This window comes from Pseudomonas sp. 91RF (genome assembly GCF_003576265.1).
In the GTDB taxonomy this organism is placed as follows: Bacteria; Pseudomonadota; Gammaproteobacteria; order Pseudomonadales; family Pseudomonadaceae; genus Aquipseudomonas; species Aquipseudomonas kribbensis.
Genome location: NZ_QWFC01000012.1, coordinates 17,385 through 29,622 on the forward strand (window position 1 = coordinate 17,385; position 12,238 = coordinate 29,622).

The 12,238-nt window shown below is 60.7% G+C and carries 16 protein-coding genes; 7 read left to right on the forward strand and 9 right to left on the reverse strand.

The window, feature by feature from the left end:
• Positions 1-83 precede the first annotated feature (83 nt).
• On the forward strand, positions 84-827 hold the full coding sequence (locus DXT77_RS30310) for a methyl-accepting chemotaxis protein (RefSeq protein ID WP_372238664.1): 744 nt from the start codon (positions 84-86) through the stop codon (positions 825-827).
• 139 nt (positions 828-966) lie between these two features.
• On the opposite strand, the gene DXT77_RS02130 is transcribed toward DXT77_RS30310, so the two are convergent.
• From DXT77_RS02130 to DXT77_RS02140, 3 genes are read right to left on the reverse strand one after another with little or no spacing between them, the layout of a single operon-like run.
• Positions 967-1,590, reverse strand: coding sequence for an SOS response-associated peptidase (locus tag DXT77_RS02130; protein WP_085709320.1), 624 nt, complete (start codon positions 1,588-1,590; stop codon positions 967-969).
• A 36-nt stretch (positions 1,591-1,626) separates the two neighbouring features.
• On the reverse strand, positions 1,627-1,887 hold the full coding sequence (locus tag DXT77_RS02135) for a putative signal transducing protein (RefSeq protein ID WP_085709319.1): 261 nt from the start codon (positions 1,885-1,887) through the stop codon (positions 1,627-1,629).
• Between the two features lie 9 nt (positions 1,888-1,896).
• Positions 1,897-2,079 (reverse strand): CPXCG motif-containing cysteine-rich protein, encoded by a 183-nt coding sequence (locus DXT77_RS02140; RefSeq protein ID WP_085709318.1) that lies wholly within the window; start codon positions 2,077-2,079, stop codon positions 1,897-1,899.
• A gap of 142 nt (positions 2,080-2,221) precedes the next feature.
• Here DXT77_RS02140 and DXT77_RS02145 point away from each other — a divergent pair, with 142 nt between their 5' ends.
• Positions 2,222-3,385 (forward strand): 1-acyl-sn-glycerol-3-phosphate acyltransferase, encoded by a 1,164-nt coding sequence (locus tag DXT77_RS02145; protein WP_178083434.1) that lies wholly within the window; start codon positions 2,222-2,224, stop codon positions 3,383-3,385.
• Between the two features lie 49 nt (positions 3,386-3,434).
• Here the strand turns inward: DXT77_RS02145 and DXT77_RS02150 are convergent, their stop codons facing one another.
• Entirely contained in the window at positions 3,435-3,707 is a 273-nt protein-coding gene (locus DXT77_RS02150) for a hypothetical protein (protein ID WP_114885469.1), read from the reverse strand.
• A gap of 193 nt (positions 3,708-3,900) precedes the next feature.
• Here DXT77_RS02150 and DXT77_RS02155 point away from each other — a divergent pair, with 193 nt between their 5' ends.
• On the forward strand, positions 3,901-4,107 hold the full coding sequence (locus DXT77_RS02155; protein WP_039766399.1) for a hypothetical protein: 207 nt from the start codon (positions 3,901-3,903) through the stop codon (positions 4,105-4,107).
• A 58-nt stretch (positions 4,108-4,165) separates the two neighbouring features.
• Here the strand turns inward: DXT77_RS02155 and DXT77_RS02160 are convergent, their stop codons facing one another.
• Positions 4,166-4,750 carry a YajG family lipoprotein gene (locus tag DXT77_RS02160; RefSeq protein WP_114885471.1) on the reverse strand — a complete coding sequence of 195 codons (585 nt, stop codon included), beginning with the start codon at positions 4,748-4,750 and terminating at the stop codon, positions 4,166-4,168.
• 191 nt (positions 4,751-4,941) lie between these two features.
• Between DXT77_RS02160 and DXT77_RS02165 the strand changes: the two genes are divergently transcribed.
• On the forward strand, positions 4,942-5,175 hold the full coding sequence (locus tag DXT77_RS02165; protein ID WP_039766297.1) for a hypothetical protein: 234 nt from the start codon (positions 4,942-4,944) through the stop codon (positions 5,173-5,175).
• Between the two features lie 700 nt (positions 5,176-5,875).
• Positions 5,876-7,384, forward strand: coding sequence for a malate dehydrogenase (quinone) (gene mqo, locus DXT77_RS02170; RefSeq protein ID WP_119426450.1), 1,509 nt, complete (start codon positions 5,876-5,878; stop codon positions 7,382-7,384).
• A 77-nt stretch (positions 7,385-7,461) separates the two neighbouring features.
• Here mqo and DXT77_RS02175 read toward each other — a convergent pair whose 3' ends face one another.
• The 3 genes from DXT77_RS02175 to DXT77_RS02185 all read right to left on the reverse strand — a co-directional run bounded on the left by DXT77_RS02175 (position 7,462) and on the right by DXT77_RS02185 (position 9,028).
• Positions 7,462-7,749 carry a PA4642 family protein gene (locus DXT77_RS02175; RefSeq protein WP_007951679.1) on the reverse strand — a complete coding sequence of 96 codons (288 nt, stop codon included), beginning with the start codon at positions 7,747-7,749 and terminating at the stop codon, positions 7,462-7,464.
• A 63-nt stretch (positions 7,750-7,812) separates the two neighbouring features.
• On the reverse strand, positions 7,813-8,292 hold the full coding sequence (locus DXT77_RS02180; RefSeq protein ID WP_119426451.1) for a hypothetical protein: 480 nt from the start codon (positions 8,290-8,292) through the stop codon (positions 7,813-7,815).
• Positions 8,293-8,470: 178 nt separating this feature from the next.
• Positions 8,471-9,028 (reverse strand): hypoxanthine-guanine phosphoribosyltransferase, encoded by a 558-nt coding sequence (locus tag DXT77_RS02185; RefSeq protein ID WP_085709312.1) that lies wholly within the window; start codon positions 9,026-9,028, stop codon positions 8,471-8,473.
• A gap of 165 nt (positions 9,029-9,193) precedes the next feature.
• Between DXT77_RS02185 and upp the strand changes: the two genes are divergently transcribed.
• Both upp and DXT77_RS02195 read left to right on the forward strand, forming a co-directional pair.
• Positions 9,194-9,832 (forward strand): uracil phosphoribosyltransferase, encoded by a 639-nt coding sequence (gene upp / locus DXT77_RS02190; protein WP_011335903.1) that lies wholly within the window; start codon positions 9,194-9,196, stop codon positions 9,830-9,832.
• Between the two features lie 2 nt (positions 9,833-9,834).
• A complete protein-coding gene (locus DXT77_RS02195) occupies positions 9,835-11,109 on the forward strand; it encodes a uracil-xanthine permease family protein (protein WP_085709311.1) in 1,275 nt (424 codons plus the stop codon).
• A 97-nt stretch (positions 11,110-11,206) separates the two neighbouring features.
• On the opposite strand, the gene hemH is transcribed toward DXT77_RS02195, so the two are convergent.
• A complete protein-coding gene (hemH, locus tag DXT77_RS02200) occupies positions 11,207-12,232 on the reverse strand; it encodes a ferrochelatase (RefSeq protein ID WP_119426452.1) in 1,026 nt (341 codons plus the stop codon).
• Between the last annotated feature and the right edge of the window lie 6 nt (positions 12,233-12,238).

Genomic DNA, 12,238 nt, shown 5'->3' on the forward strand with positions numbered 1-12,238 from the left:
TGTCGTCGGTGCAGAGTGTCAGCGACTCCTCGGAGCACACGGCAGACATCGCGATCCGTACCAATATCGGCATTCAGAAGCAGATGGCCGAGATCGATCAGGTCGCCACCGCGGTGCAGGAAATGACCGCCACGGCCCAGGACGTGGCGCGCAACGCGACCCAGGCCGCACAAGCCGCCAGCCATGCCGATCAGGCTGCCAGTCAGGGCATGCAGATCGTGCGCGACACCTCCAACTCGATCGGTGTGCTGGCCGTGGAAATCGGCAAGGCGGTGGATGTGGTGCAGACCCTGGCCAAGGACAGCGAAAACATCACCGCCATCCTGATTGCCATTCGCGGGATCGCCGAACAGACCAACCTGCTGGCCCTCAACGCCGCCATCGAAGCGGCCCGTGCCGGTGAGCAAGGCCGTGGATTTGCCGTGGTGGCCGACGAGGTGCGCAATCTGGCGCAGAAGACCCAGAAGGCCACCGAAGAAATCCAGAGCATGATCCAGCAACTGCAACAGGGCACCCGCGATGTGGTGCGGGTCATGGAAGACAGCCAGAACCGCACCGACGAAAGCGTGCAGCACGCGGCCAAGGCAGCCGAAGCACTGGAGACCATCACCCAGGCGGTGTCGGTGATCAACGACATGAACACCCAGATCGCCAGCGCCGCCGAGGAACAGAGCGCGGTGGCCGACGACATCAACCGCAACGTGATCAACATCGGTCAGGTGGCGAACGAAGTGGCGGGTGGTGCGGATGAGTCGAGTTCGGCGAGTGCAGGCCTGACCAAACTGGCGGAGCAACAGCGGCGGCTGATCAATCAGTTCAAGGTGTAAGGACGCAGGAAGGTCCTTCGGACCTTATCGCGAGCAGGCTCGCTCCCACAGGGATAGCGTGTGATCACAATGTGTGTGTGCACCGAAAGTCCAATGTGGGAGCGAGCCTGCTCGCGAAGGGGCCGGAAGCAACAACACATCAGGCCGGGGTCAAACACTCCGGCCCATTGAGTTTCGGATCATTGACCAGGTTCGCCAGCACCCGCTCGCGCAAGGCGGCGGGTTCGCTGGCGAGCAGGCCTTGCAGGACATGCAGCGGCGTCTCGGGGTCGAGCCACGCCGCCTGCCCCGCCTCGTCGAGAATCAACGGCCGGCGCTGACTCGCCGCAGGCTGGGTAATCACCGCCGTGCTCAGCCAGACCTGCTCCTGCACCGGATACGCCTCCCAGATCGCCGCAAAAAACAGCGAAGAACCTTCTCCTGGTGTCAGCCAGTAAGGCTGCTTGCGCACATTGCCGCGCCATTCGTAGAAACCGTTGGCCGGCAGCAGGCAGCGGCGCAGGCGAAGGGCTTCGCGAAACATCGGTTGTTCGGCGACGGTTTCGGCCCGTGCATGGGCCGGGGTGCGCGACAGATCGGTCAGCCACGGCGGCGTCAGGCCCCAGCGGGCGCGGGCCAGGGTGCGCTGGCCGTCAGGCTCGGCACGCAGCATCAACACCGAATCGTTGGGGGAAATGTTCCACTGCGCCTGCTGATCGGCGGGAAAACCTGGCAGCGCCGCGAAGTCGCGGTTCCAGCGAAACAGGGCATAACGTCCACACATGGGGCAGCACGACTCAAGAATAAAACGAACGCCAGCCTAACAGACCAGCGTACCGGGGAAGCTCTCCGGTTCATCGCCGGGCAGCGGCAGCGCGGCATTGTACGCGCTGATCAGTTCGCGGGCGTATTCGGCTTGATCGTTCTCGACCGAAAGCCCGAGCAGGCCGAAGATCGGCAGCTCGCCGGTGCCGCCGAGCAGATCGCGCCCCACCAGATGCGCCTCGATGCCTTCGCTGGCGAGCATGCCCTTGAGCATTTCGCCCTCCATCAGGTTTTCCGGCTCGTAGATTCGCTGCATGGGCGCACCTCACTCGTTTTCGCTGAACACTTCCAGAAACCAGTCCTGGCCATCGACCTGCAACACAAAGGTGATCGGCCGGCAACACACCTGACAGTCTTCGATATAGGTCTGATCACCCGCCGACAGATCCACTGTCGTCTCGACTTCCTCCCCACAGTACGGACATTCATACAGTGCGCTTTCCAGCATCGCGGTCTCCCGGGTGACTTGTGCGTATAATCGCCGGTCTATTTGCAGGGCTAATTTTGTCTGGCTACTTTTTCAGACCGTGCCCCGTTGGTTTTCGATCAAAACCTTTACTTACCCTAGCCGTTTCCAACAAGAGAGCATGATGGGCGAATTCGATGCCATCCGACCTTACGACGACAGCGAAGTACCTGCGGTACTGGCAAGACTGCTCGGCGACAAGGCGTTTCTAGATATCCTCACCCACTTCCGCTTCCCGCGTTTCGCCGGTGCCTTCGGCTGGATGCTCAAACCACTTATAGCCCATCGGCTGCGTCGTGAGTTCGCCGACGTGACATCGGTGGCGACGTTGCAGGACAAGGTCGAGTTCTACGTCGACCACACCATCGAGCGCGCCACCGACGGCGTGACTTACACCGGTGTCGAGCAATTCAAGTCCGGCAGCGCCTATCTGTTCATCGCCAACCACCGCGACATCGTGATGGACCCGGCCTTCGTCAACTACGCCGTGTATCACGCCGGCCTGCCGACGCCGCGCATCGCGATTGGCGACAACCTGCTGCAAAAGCCTTTCGTCAGCGACCTGATGCGTCTGAACAAGAGCTTCATCGTGCACCGCTCGATCACCGGGCGCCGCGAGAAAATGGCCGCGTACCAGTTGCTGTCGGCCTACATCAACCACTCGATCCGTAACGATTGCGCCTCGATCTGGATCGCCCAGGCCGAAGGACGGGCCAAGGACGGCGACGACCGTACCGAGTCGGCGATCCTCAAGATGTTCCACATGAGCCGCAAGGACGAGCCGTTCGGCGAGGTCATCCAGTCGTTGAACCTGACGCCGGTATCGATCAGCTACGAATACGACCCTTGCGACCAGGCCAAGGCCCGCGAGCTGTACATCCGCGCCACCACCGGCACCTACAGCAAGGCGCCGGGCGAGGATGACGTGAGCATCGCCAAGGGCATCACCGGCTACAAGGGCCGGGTGCACGTGAACTTCGCCGCGCCGATCACCGAGCTGTTCGAAGACACCAAGCAACTGGCGGTCGAGATGGACAAGCAGATTCTCGGCGGCTACCGGTTGTTCCCGGTGCATTACCTGGCGTACGCGCAGTGGGCGGATGCCGATCCGCAACTGAATGTGCCGAAGGCTGCCGACGTGTTCGGTGCCGAGGAACTGGCCAAGGCCCAGGAAGAATGGCAAAGCCGTCTGGACGCCTGCCCTGAGGAGCATCGTCCGTATCTGGTGCTGCAATATGCGACACCGGTGCGCAATCAGTACCGGGTCAAGGCTGGCTTGCCGCTGTAAGCGGTTTCGAGCGGATACAAGAACGGCGCCTTCGGGCGCCGTTTTTCGTTCAGTAGCGGGTACTGATCCAGGAAATCAGCAACGCCAGTCCCAGACAGGCGAAACCGAAACGATAGAAAAACCGGTTCATGCGCAGGGTCGCCCAGTCCAGCACCGGCTCTTGGTCAGGCTGGCTCTGGCGCTGGGCCGCGATACTGGCCATCGCCCGTTGCTCACGCCGACGGGTCGCGTGCAGCAGCCAACTGCCCGGGAAGGCCAACAGCAGAGCCAGCAGGTTGATCAGTTTGGCGGGATGGGCGGTAAACAGCGTCATCAAGTGCATCACAGACCTCAATCTAAACCGGAATGGCGAACGCCAGACCGACGACCGCGGCGCGGATTCTACCGAAACCCTCCCCCGCAGCCCTACCCTTTGCGACAAATTACCCATCAATCGACCGATGGCTGTCCTGTGTCACGGCATCGTCATTTGTTTCGGCCACCCTGCGCGCCTCGAAACGTAAACGGAATGCGACATGCTTCACGCTGAAAACCAGGATCGCCTGTACCTCATCTCCCCGTCCGACGAACAACAGACCCTCGTCGGCAGCCTGGCCTTCAATGTTCAGGACCGTCACTGGCTGGTGTATTGCGCCCTCGGCGGGCACCAGCATGCGGACTTGCCCGAGACCGATCTGCTGACCGGTGTCAGCGTTCTCGACTTCTACTCGCAAGCCGCCTGAATGAAAAAAGCCCGGAGCCATCACTGACCCCGGGCTTTTTTTACATCAACCGAACGCTTTATTCAGCGAGGATCTGGCCGATGGACGGATCCTTGAACACACGGGTCAGCGCATCGCTCAGTACGTCGCTGACCAGTTTGGTGTTGGTTTCCTGGTTCGGTGCCATGCCGAAACGCTGGTCCAGCGAGGCACCGTAACGGCCGCTGTAGCGACGGTTGCCGCTCTGCACGTCGGAGCGGAAGGTCGCGCCGATGGTGGCCTCGGTCACGTACATGCCTTCTTTCGGCGACTGGTATTTCAGTTCAGTCAGGGTCACGGTCAGTTGCGGAGCATTCATCGCACCGTTGGACGGGGTGAAGCCCAGCAGACGCACGGCCGCTTCGGCCTGGGCCTGCAACTTCGGCACGATCTGCTCGCGCTGGACGGTGATGGCGCTGGTTTCCGGGTACAGGCCACCGCGGGTGCCCAACGTTGGCGACGGACGACCGTCGACCACGCGAACCACGACAGGCTGGCCATGGCCGACCGGTGCCAGCTGAGTGGTCAGCTTCGGTTCCGGGCTCAGTTGTTGCGGGCTGTGGGCGCAGCCAACCAGGGTCAAACTGGTCACAGTGATCAAACCGAACAACAGGCGTTGCAACATGCTCTTCTCTCCAGAATCAGGCACAGACAGGCCCGCAGTATAGCGGTGGGCCACTGCGGGTCACCAGCACTGAAATCTCAGACAAACCCCGCTGCACGCGGTTCCTGTCACAGATTGTTCACCCCCCTTACATGTTCGCTTCACGGTCTTTTGACAATCTTCGTCACAGATCTCCAGAAGGAACACACACCATGCGCTATCTGATCTCGTTGTTCGCTCCACGCCCGCTGCACCGCAGCTTCGCCCTGCTCGACCGCAACGGCCATTGCCAGGCTTTCAAGCAATGCAGCCTGCAGCCAATGGGTGACGGCTGGGTCGAAATCGAGGAAATCCGCCTCAACTGGTTGCACCAGCCTCTGCCGGCCAGCGCCCGGGTCGAGCAGCAGCGCCCTCGCGCACGTGCCCAGGCGATGTTGAGCATCTGACCGGATGCCTAATAAAAGTCATTAAACTCGACCAACTCCCCGCATTTCTTCGATACAATCTCCCCCCGATTATAAGGACGTCTCCTGATCGGGCCCCGCAACAGCGTCAATGCGCTTGCATTGGCATCCAAATCGCCCACAGAGAGCCGCCCACACAGATCGAGTGAAGCTGGCGTGCTTGCTGTTTCCCTGGCAAATCCCCGCTTTTCGCGAATCTGCAGAGCTGTCATGACGCTCGGTCACTGAGTTGTTTGCCCCTTCGGGCACGGTGCCAGCCGGGACAGCCCTTTTTGAGGTTCACGTCTTCAAAAGAGCGTGAAAAAAACGGGTTTTCACAACTTCACAAGAGTGTGGCGAGCAAATGAATAGTTTTGCGTCTGAACATGCACCATTAGCGTCTGAAACAGCCCAACGACACAGGAACGGGTACGCCTCGAATACCGGAGCCTGAAGCCTGTCCGCTACGGATTTGGTTGCACAAACGGATGTCTCGACCATAAGTCGAATTGCCAGCCACGTGCTGAAATGAGTTCATGTGACTCTTGAAGCCAGGCCGCACGCATCCGTCGAAGTTGCGAAAAATTGCGAAGATTCGGACATGGCAAACCTGGCCATGGGTACCTGGGGCGTAACTGACCTGCCCCGGACACCTGGCAGCCATGCCGACAATTTGGTGCTGCAGATTTTGGAGACGCGTTAAATGGCGCATAACGAAGCAGTCGACGTAGTTCTGGTTGGGGCCGGCATCATGAGTGCCACCCTTGCAGTACTGCTCAAGGAACTCGACCCGGCGATCAAGCTGGAAGTCGTCGAACTGATGGATTCCGGTGCCGCGGAAAGTTCCAACCCGTGGAACAACGCCGGTACCGGCCACGCCGGCCTCTGCGAGCTGAACTACACGCCGCAGAATGCCGACGGCACCGTCGACATCAAGAAAGCCGTACACATCAACACCCAGTTCGAGGTGTCGAAGCAGTTCTGGTCGTACCTGACCAAGAAAGGCACCTTCGGCTCGTGCAAGTCCTTCATCAGCCCGGTCCCGCACCTGAGCTACGTCGAGGGTGAAAAAGGCGTTTCGTTCCTCAAGGAGCGCTTCAACACGCTGCACAAGCATCACGCCTTCGCCGACATGGAATACACCGAAGACAAGGCGAAGATGGCCGAGTGGATGCCATTGATGATGCCGGGCCGCCCGCAAGACCAGGTGCTCGCCGCCACCCGCGTGATGAACGGTACCGACGTCAACTTCGGCGCGCTGACCAATCAGTTGCTCAAGCACCTGACCAGCGCTCCGGATGCCCAGGTCAAATACTGCAAGCGCGTGACCGGCCTCAAGCGTAACGCCAATGGCTGGACCGTCAGCATCAAGGACGTCAACAGCGGCAGCAGCCGTGAAGTCGACGCCAAATTCGTGTTCCTCGGCGCCGGTGGCGCGGCCCTGCCGCTGCTGCAAGCGTCGGGCATCGAAGAAAGCAAAGGCTTCGGCGGCTTCCCGATCAGCGGCCAGTGGCTGCGTTGCGACAACCCGGAAGTGGTCAAGCATCACCAGGCCAAGGTTTACAGCCAGGCTGCGGTGGGTTCGCCACCGATGTCCGTGCCGCACCTGGACACCCGCGTGGTCGATGGCAAGAAGTCCCTGCTGTTCGGGCCATACGCCGGTTTCACCACCAAGTTCCTCAAGCACGGCTCCTTCATGGACCTGCCGCTGTCGGTTCGCGCCGGCAACATCGGGCCGATGCTGGCCGTGGCCAAAAACAACATGGACCTGACCAAGTACCTGGTCAGCGAAGTGATGCAGTCGATGGAACAGCGCCTGGAATCCCTGCGTCGTTTCTACCCGGAGGCGAAAGCCGAAGACTGGCGCCTGGAAGTGGCCGGCCAGCGAGTGCAGATCATCAAGAAAGACCCGAAAAAAGGCGGCATCCTGCAGTTCGGTACCGAACTGGTGGCCGCGAAGGACGGCTCCCTCGCCGCCCTGCTCGGCGCTTCGCCGGGTGCTTCGGTGACCGTTTCGATCATGCTGGAACTGATCGAGAAGTGCTTCCCGGCCAAGGCCAAGGGTGAGTGGGCGGCCAAACTGGCGGAAATCTTCCCGGCCCGTGAAAAGGTCCTGGAAACCGACGCTGCGCTGTATCGCAAGATCAATGCGCACAACAACGTCGCGCTGGAACTGGTTGAAGCCAGTAACGAGACCGAAAGCTACGCCTGATTCGGCTCCATGAAAAACGCCCCGCACTCAGTGAGTGCGGGGCGTTTTTTTATGCCTCGGGAAAACCGCGGGGATTATCAGCCCCGCGCTTTCTCGATCAGCTCGATGTATTCCGGTGCGTTGCGCTGATCACGGATCTGGTCGACGAAGGTCTTGCCATGCTCGTCCTTGCCGTCCACGTCATAACCGGCTGCAACGAAGAACGTCAGGAAACGCTCGAAATCGTCGATGCGCAGGCCACGGTAAGCCTTGACCAGTTTGTGCAGCGACGGCGAAGTGGCGTCGACCGGCTCAAAATCGAGGAACAGCTTGATCTGCTCATCGCCGATCTCGTCACCAATCACTTGCTTCTTATCTTTACGCATTGCCGACTCCAGCTCGCAGACATTTCACGGGGCGGGCAGTTTACCCCCGCCCGGGCACAGGGCTCAACGCGCACGCGTGCTGCCGGTGTGCAGATCGGCCCAGATGTGGCCGTTGGCGTAGCTGAGAAATTGCACATACACGGTGTCATTGCGCAGCAGATCGATGATCACCCGGTATTGGGCCAGCGGATAGAACAGGGTCAGGGTCTTGCGCTGATCGTCGTACACCGGTTTTTTCAGGCTTTTACTTTCGCCATCGAAGCTGACCAGTACCTGATTGATCGTCGCGCCCTTGTTCAGGGACTTGCCCTTGAGGCGGATCATCAATGGCGCAGTGACCGGAATCGGCTGCTGGTTGGACTGACGCTGGGCACCGACCACCACCGAATAGTCGGTGACCTGCAACAGTTGCTGCTGCTCGGGTTCGGCATCGCGCAGGGTGAGGTCGTCGGGCGGCAGGAACTGACTGTGCATCGGCGCGGCGGCCAGGGGCAGGCTGAGGGTCAGCAACAGGGCGGCGCAGCTGCGGATCAAGAGGCTCATGACAGGCTCCGGAGGGCGGGGCCGAGCACTCTAGCATGGGTATCGCGGAAGGATCAGCACACACAAAACAACTGTGGGAGCGAGCCTGCTCGCGATGGCGTTGCATCAGTCGACATCAATGTTGTCGACATACCGCTATCGCGAGCAGGCTCGCTCCCACACGGGGCAATGCGGGTTCTTACATGCCTTTGACGGCGAAGATCCCGTTGGCGTTGCGCCAGTAGCCTTTGTAGTCCATGCCGTAACCGAAGATGTAACGGTCAACGCACGGCAGGCCGACGAAATCGGCTTTCAGGTCAGGACGGGCCTTGCGGTCGTGGTCCTTGTCGATCAGCACCGCGGTGTGCACGGCACGGGCACCGGCGTGTTTGCAGAAGTCGATGATCGCGCCCAGGGTGTGACCTTCGTCGAGGATGTCGTCGATGATCAGCACGTCACGGTCGATGAACGAGACTTCCGGCTTGGCTTTCCAGAACAGGTCACCGCCGCTGGTTTCGTTGCGATAGCGGGTGGCGTGCAGGTAGGACGCTTCCAGCGGGAACTGCAGATGGGTCAGCAGTTTGCCGGAGAAAATCAGCCCGCCGTTCATCACGCAGAACACCACCGGGTTGCTCTCGGCCAGTTGTTCGTTGATTTGTGCACCGACGCGGGCAATGGCAGCCTCGACTTCAGCTTCGGTGTACAGGCAGTCAGCCTCTCGCATGATTTGACGGATATGCTCGAGATCAGCGGACATGGCGCTCTCCAAGGGGGGTCTGTTTCGGAAAAGCGGGCAAAGGTACGCATCCCGCACGGCCGAATCAAGCATTTGTGGACTAACGTACTGTATGTCCTATAGGACATCACCCTCGTATAGATTAATCTAGGCCGGTTTTTTTGCCCGCCGCCGGAGCCTTTCCCCATGTCCATCCAAGAGATCCGCCATCCGCTGATCCGTCACAAACTTGGCCTTATGCGCCGTGCAGACATCAGCACCAAGAATTTCCGCGAGCTCGCTCAGGAAGTCGGTGCCCTGTTGACCTATGAAGCTACCAAAGACTTGCCGCTGGAAACCTACGATATCGAAGGTTGGTGCGGCACGGTATCGGTCGAGAAAATCGCCGGCAAGAAGATTACCGTCGTGCCGATCCTGCGTGCCGGCATCGGCATGCTCGAAGGCGTGCTGAGCCTGATCCCGGGCGCCAAGGTCAGCGCCGTCGGCGTTGCCCGTAACGAAGAAACCCTGCAGGCCCACACCTATCTGGAAAAACTGGTTCCGGAAATCGACGAACGCCTGGCCATGATCATCGACCCGATGCTCGCCACCGGCAGCTCCATGGTTGCGACCATCGACCTGCTGAAGAAGGCCGGCTGCAAGGACATCCGCGCGATGGTGCTGGTTGCTGCGCCGGAAGGCATTGCCGCCGTCGAGCAGGCTCACCCGGACGTGATCATCTACACCGCGTCCATCGATCAGAAACTCAACGAGCACGGTTACATCATTCCTGGGCTTGGCGATGCCGGTGACAAGATCTTCGGCACCAAGCAGAAGGACGCTTGACCATGCAGGATGAGTTCAACGATCCGCTCTGGCGCACGGTGCTGTCCGGCGCGCAGATGCTGTTCGTGGCTTTCGGCGCCCTGGTGCTGATGCCGCTGATCACGGGCCTTGACCCGAACGTGGCACTGTTCACCGCAGGTCTGGGCACGATTCTGTTCCAGATCGTCACCGGGCGTCAGGTGCCGGTGTTCCTCGCGTCGAGCTTTGCCTTCATCACCCCGATCATTCTCGCCAAGGGCCAGTTCGGCCTCGCTGCGACCATGGGCGGCGTGATGGCGGCCGGTTTCGTCTACACCTTCCTCGGCCTGGCCGTGAAGATCAAAGGCACCGGGTTCATCGACCGTCTGCTGCCACCGGTGGTGATCGGCCCGGTGATCATCTCCATTGGCCTGGCCATGGCGCCGATTGCCGCCAACATGGCGATGGGCAAGGCCGGTGACGGCTCGGAACTGATCCACTATCAGACCGCGATGATGATCTCGATGCCGGCGCTGCTCACCACGCTGATCGTGGCGGTGTTCGGCAAAGGCATCTTCCGCCTGGTGCCGATCATCTCCGGCGTGCTGGTGGGTTTCGCCATGTCGTTCTATTTCGGTGTCGTCGACACCGCGAAGATTGCGGCGGCCCCGTGGTTTGCACTGCCTCATTTCACCGCGCCGGAGTTCAACTGGCAGGCGATCCTGTTCATCGTCCCGGTGGCGCTGGCTCCGGCCATCGAACACATCGGCGGCGTGATTGCGGTCGGCAGCGTGACCGGTCGCGACTACCTGAAGAAACCGGGCCTGCATCGCACCCTGCTGGGTGACGGTATCGCAACCACCGCAGCCGGTCTGTTCGGCGGTCCGCCCAACACCACCTACGCAGAAGTGACTGGCGCAGTGATGCTGACCAAGAACTACAACCCGAAAATCATGACCTGGGCGGCGATCTTCGCCATCGCCCTGGCGTTCATCGGCAAGTTCGGCGCCCTGCTGCAAAGCATTCCGGTGCCGGTGATGGGCGGGATTCTGTGCCTGTTGTTCGGTTCGATCGCCGCGGTAGGGATGAACACCCTGATCCGCCACAAGATCGATCTGGGCGAGGCGCGCAATCTGGTGATCGTTTCGGTGACCCTGGTGTTCGGGATCGGCGGTGTGCTGGTCGGCACCGGCACAGGTCCAGACGATTTCGGCCTCAAAGGCATCGCGCTGTGCGCGGTGGTGGCGATTGCGCTGAACCTGATCCTTCCGGGCAACGACAGCTGGAAACACAAGAAGGCGGATGAGCCGCTGATCTAAGCTGTAGCTTCATCGCCTGAAAGACCGCTATCGCCAGCAGGCTGGCTCCCACATTGGAATGCATCTTCCTGTGGGAGCCAGCCTGCTGGCGATGCTTTTAGAGGGCCAACGGCGCCCGCTCACACAACGTCGCCAACGCCTTCGCCCATTGCGGGTCATCGTTCAGGCACGGCACCAGCACCAACTCCTCCCCTCCCGCCTCGCGGAACTGTTCCTTGCCGCGATCGCCGATCTCTTCCAGGGTCTCGATGCAATCGGCAACAAACGCCGGGCACATCACCAGAATCTTCTTCACGCCGCTTTTGGCCAACTCATCCAGCCGCGCTTCGGTGTAGGGTTCGATCCATTTCGCCCGGCCCAGCCGCGACTGAAACGACACCGACCACTTGCCGTCCGGCAGCCCCATACGCTCAGCAAACAACGCCGCCGTGCGCAGGCATTGGGCGCGATAACAGGTGGCCAGGACGGCAGCCGAAGCGTTCCTGCAGCAATCTTCATTCTTGAAGCAATGATTGCCGGTCGGGTCGAGCTTGGTCAGATGCCGCTCCGGCAAACCGTGGAAGCTCAGCAACAGATGATCGTAATCCTGCTGCAAGTGCGGCCGGGCACTCGCTACCAGGGCATCGAGGTATTCCGGCTGATCGTAGAACGGCTGCAACACCGACAACTGCACATCGAGCTTCTTCTCGCGCACCACCCGCTTGGCTTCTTCGATCACGGTAGTCGTGGTGCTGTCGGCGAACTGTGGATAAAGCGGCGCGAGAGTGATGCGCTTGTGCCCCGCCGCGACCAACTTCAACAGGCCTGTCTCAATGGACGGCTCGCCGTAACGCATCGCCAGTTCCACCGGGCCGTGGGTCCACTGCGCCTTCATCTGCTGTTGCAGGCGACGGCTGAGCACCACCAGCGGCGAACCCTCGTCCCACCAGATCGAGGCGTAGGCATGGGCCGACTGCTCGGGGCGCTTGATCAGGATCAGCGACACCAACAGACGCCGCACCGGCCATGGCAGGTCGATCACGTACGGGTCCATCAGAAATTGATTGAGGTAGCTGCGCACGTCGGCCACCGAAGTGGAAGCCGGCGAACCCAGGTTGACCAGAAGCAAGGCGTGATCGGTCATGCAACG

Excerpts from the sequence above, each read along its gene's own strand:
- mqo (WP_119426450.1), top strand. The coding sequence starts at position 5,876 with ATGGCGCATAACGAAGCAGTCGACGTAGTTCTGGTTGGGGCCGGCATC.
- DXT77_RS02150 (WP_114885469.1), bottom strand. The coding sequence starts at position 3,707 with ATGCACTTGATGACGCTGTTTACCGCCCATCCCGCCAAACTGATCAAC.
- DXT77_RS02185 (WP_085709312.1), bottom strand. The coding sequence starts at position 9,028 with ATGTCCGCTGATCTCGAGCATATCCGTCAAATCATGCGAGAGGCTGAC.
- DXT77_RS02175 (WP_007951679.1), bottom strand. The coding sequence starts at position 7,749 with ATGCGTAAAGATAAGAAGCAAGTGATTGGTGACGAGATCGGCGATGAG.
- DXT77_RS30310 (WP_372238664.1), top strand. The coding sequence starts at position 84 with ATGGCCGAGATCGATCAGGTCGCCACCGCGGTGCAGGAAATGACCGCC.
- DXT77_RS02135 (WP_085709319.1), bottom strand. The coding sequence starts at position 1,887 with ATGCAGCGAATCTACGAGCCGGAAAACCTGATGGAGGGCGAAATGCTC.
- DXT77_RS02145 (WP_178083434.1), top strand. The coding sequence starts at position 2,222 with ATGGGCGAATTCGATGCCATCCGACCTTACGACGACAGCGAAGTACCT.
- DXT77_RS02195 (WP_085709311.1), top strand. The coding sequence starts at position 9,835 with ATGCAGGATGAGTTCAACGATCCGCTCTGGCGCACGGTGCTGTCCGGC.
- upp (WP_011335903.1), top strand. The coding sequence starts at position 9,194 with ATGTCCATCCAAGAGATCCGCCATCCGCTGATCCGTCACAAACTTGGC.
- DXT77_RS02160 (WP_114885471.1), bottom strand. The coding sequence starts at position 4,750 with ATGTTGCAACGCCTGTTGTTCGGTTTGATCACTGTGACCAGTTTGACC.
- DXT77_RS02140 (WP_085709318.1), bottom strand. The coding sequence starts at position 2,079 with ATGCTGGAAAGCGCACTGTATGAATGTCCGTACTGTGGGGAGGAAGTC.
- DXT77_RS02155 (WP_039766399.1), top strand. The coding sequence starts at position 3,901 with ATGCTTCACGCTGAAAACCAGGATCGCCTGTACCTCATCTCCCCGTCC.
- DXT77_RS02165 (WP_039766297.1), top strand. The coding sequence starts at position 4,942 with ATGCGCTATCTGATCTCGTTGTTCGCTCCACGCCCGCTGCACCGCAGC.
- hemH (WP_119426452.1), bottom strand. The coding sequence starts at position 12,232 with ATGACCGATCACGCCTTGCTTCTGGTCAACCTGGGTTCGCCGGCTTCC.
- DXT77_RS02130 (WP_085709320.1), bottom strand. The coding sequence starts at position 1,590 with ATGTGTGGACGTTATGCCCTGTTTCGCTGGAACCGCGACTTCGCGGCG.
- DXT77_RS02180 (WP_119426451.1), bottom strand. The coding sequence starts at position 8,292 with ATGAGCCTCTTGATCCGCAGCTGCGCCGCCCTGTTGCTGACCCTCAGC.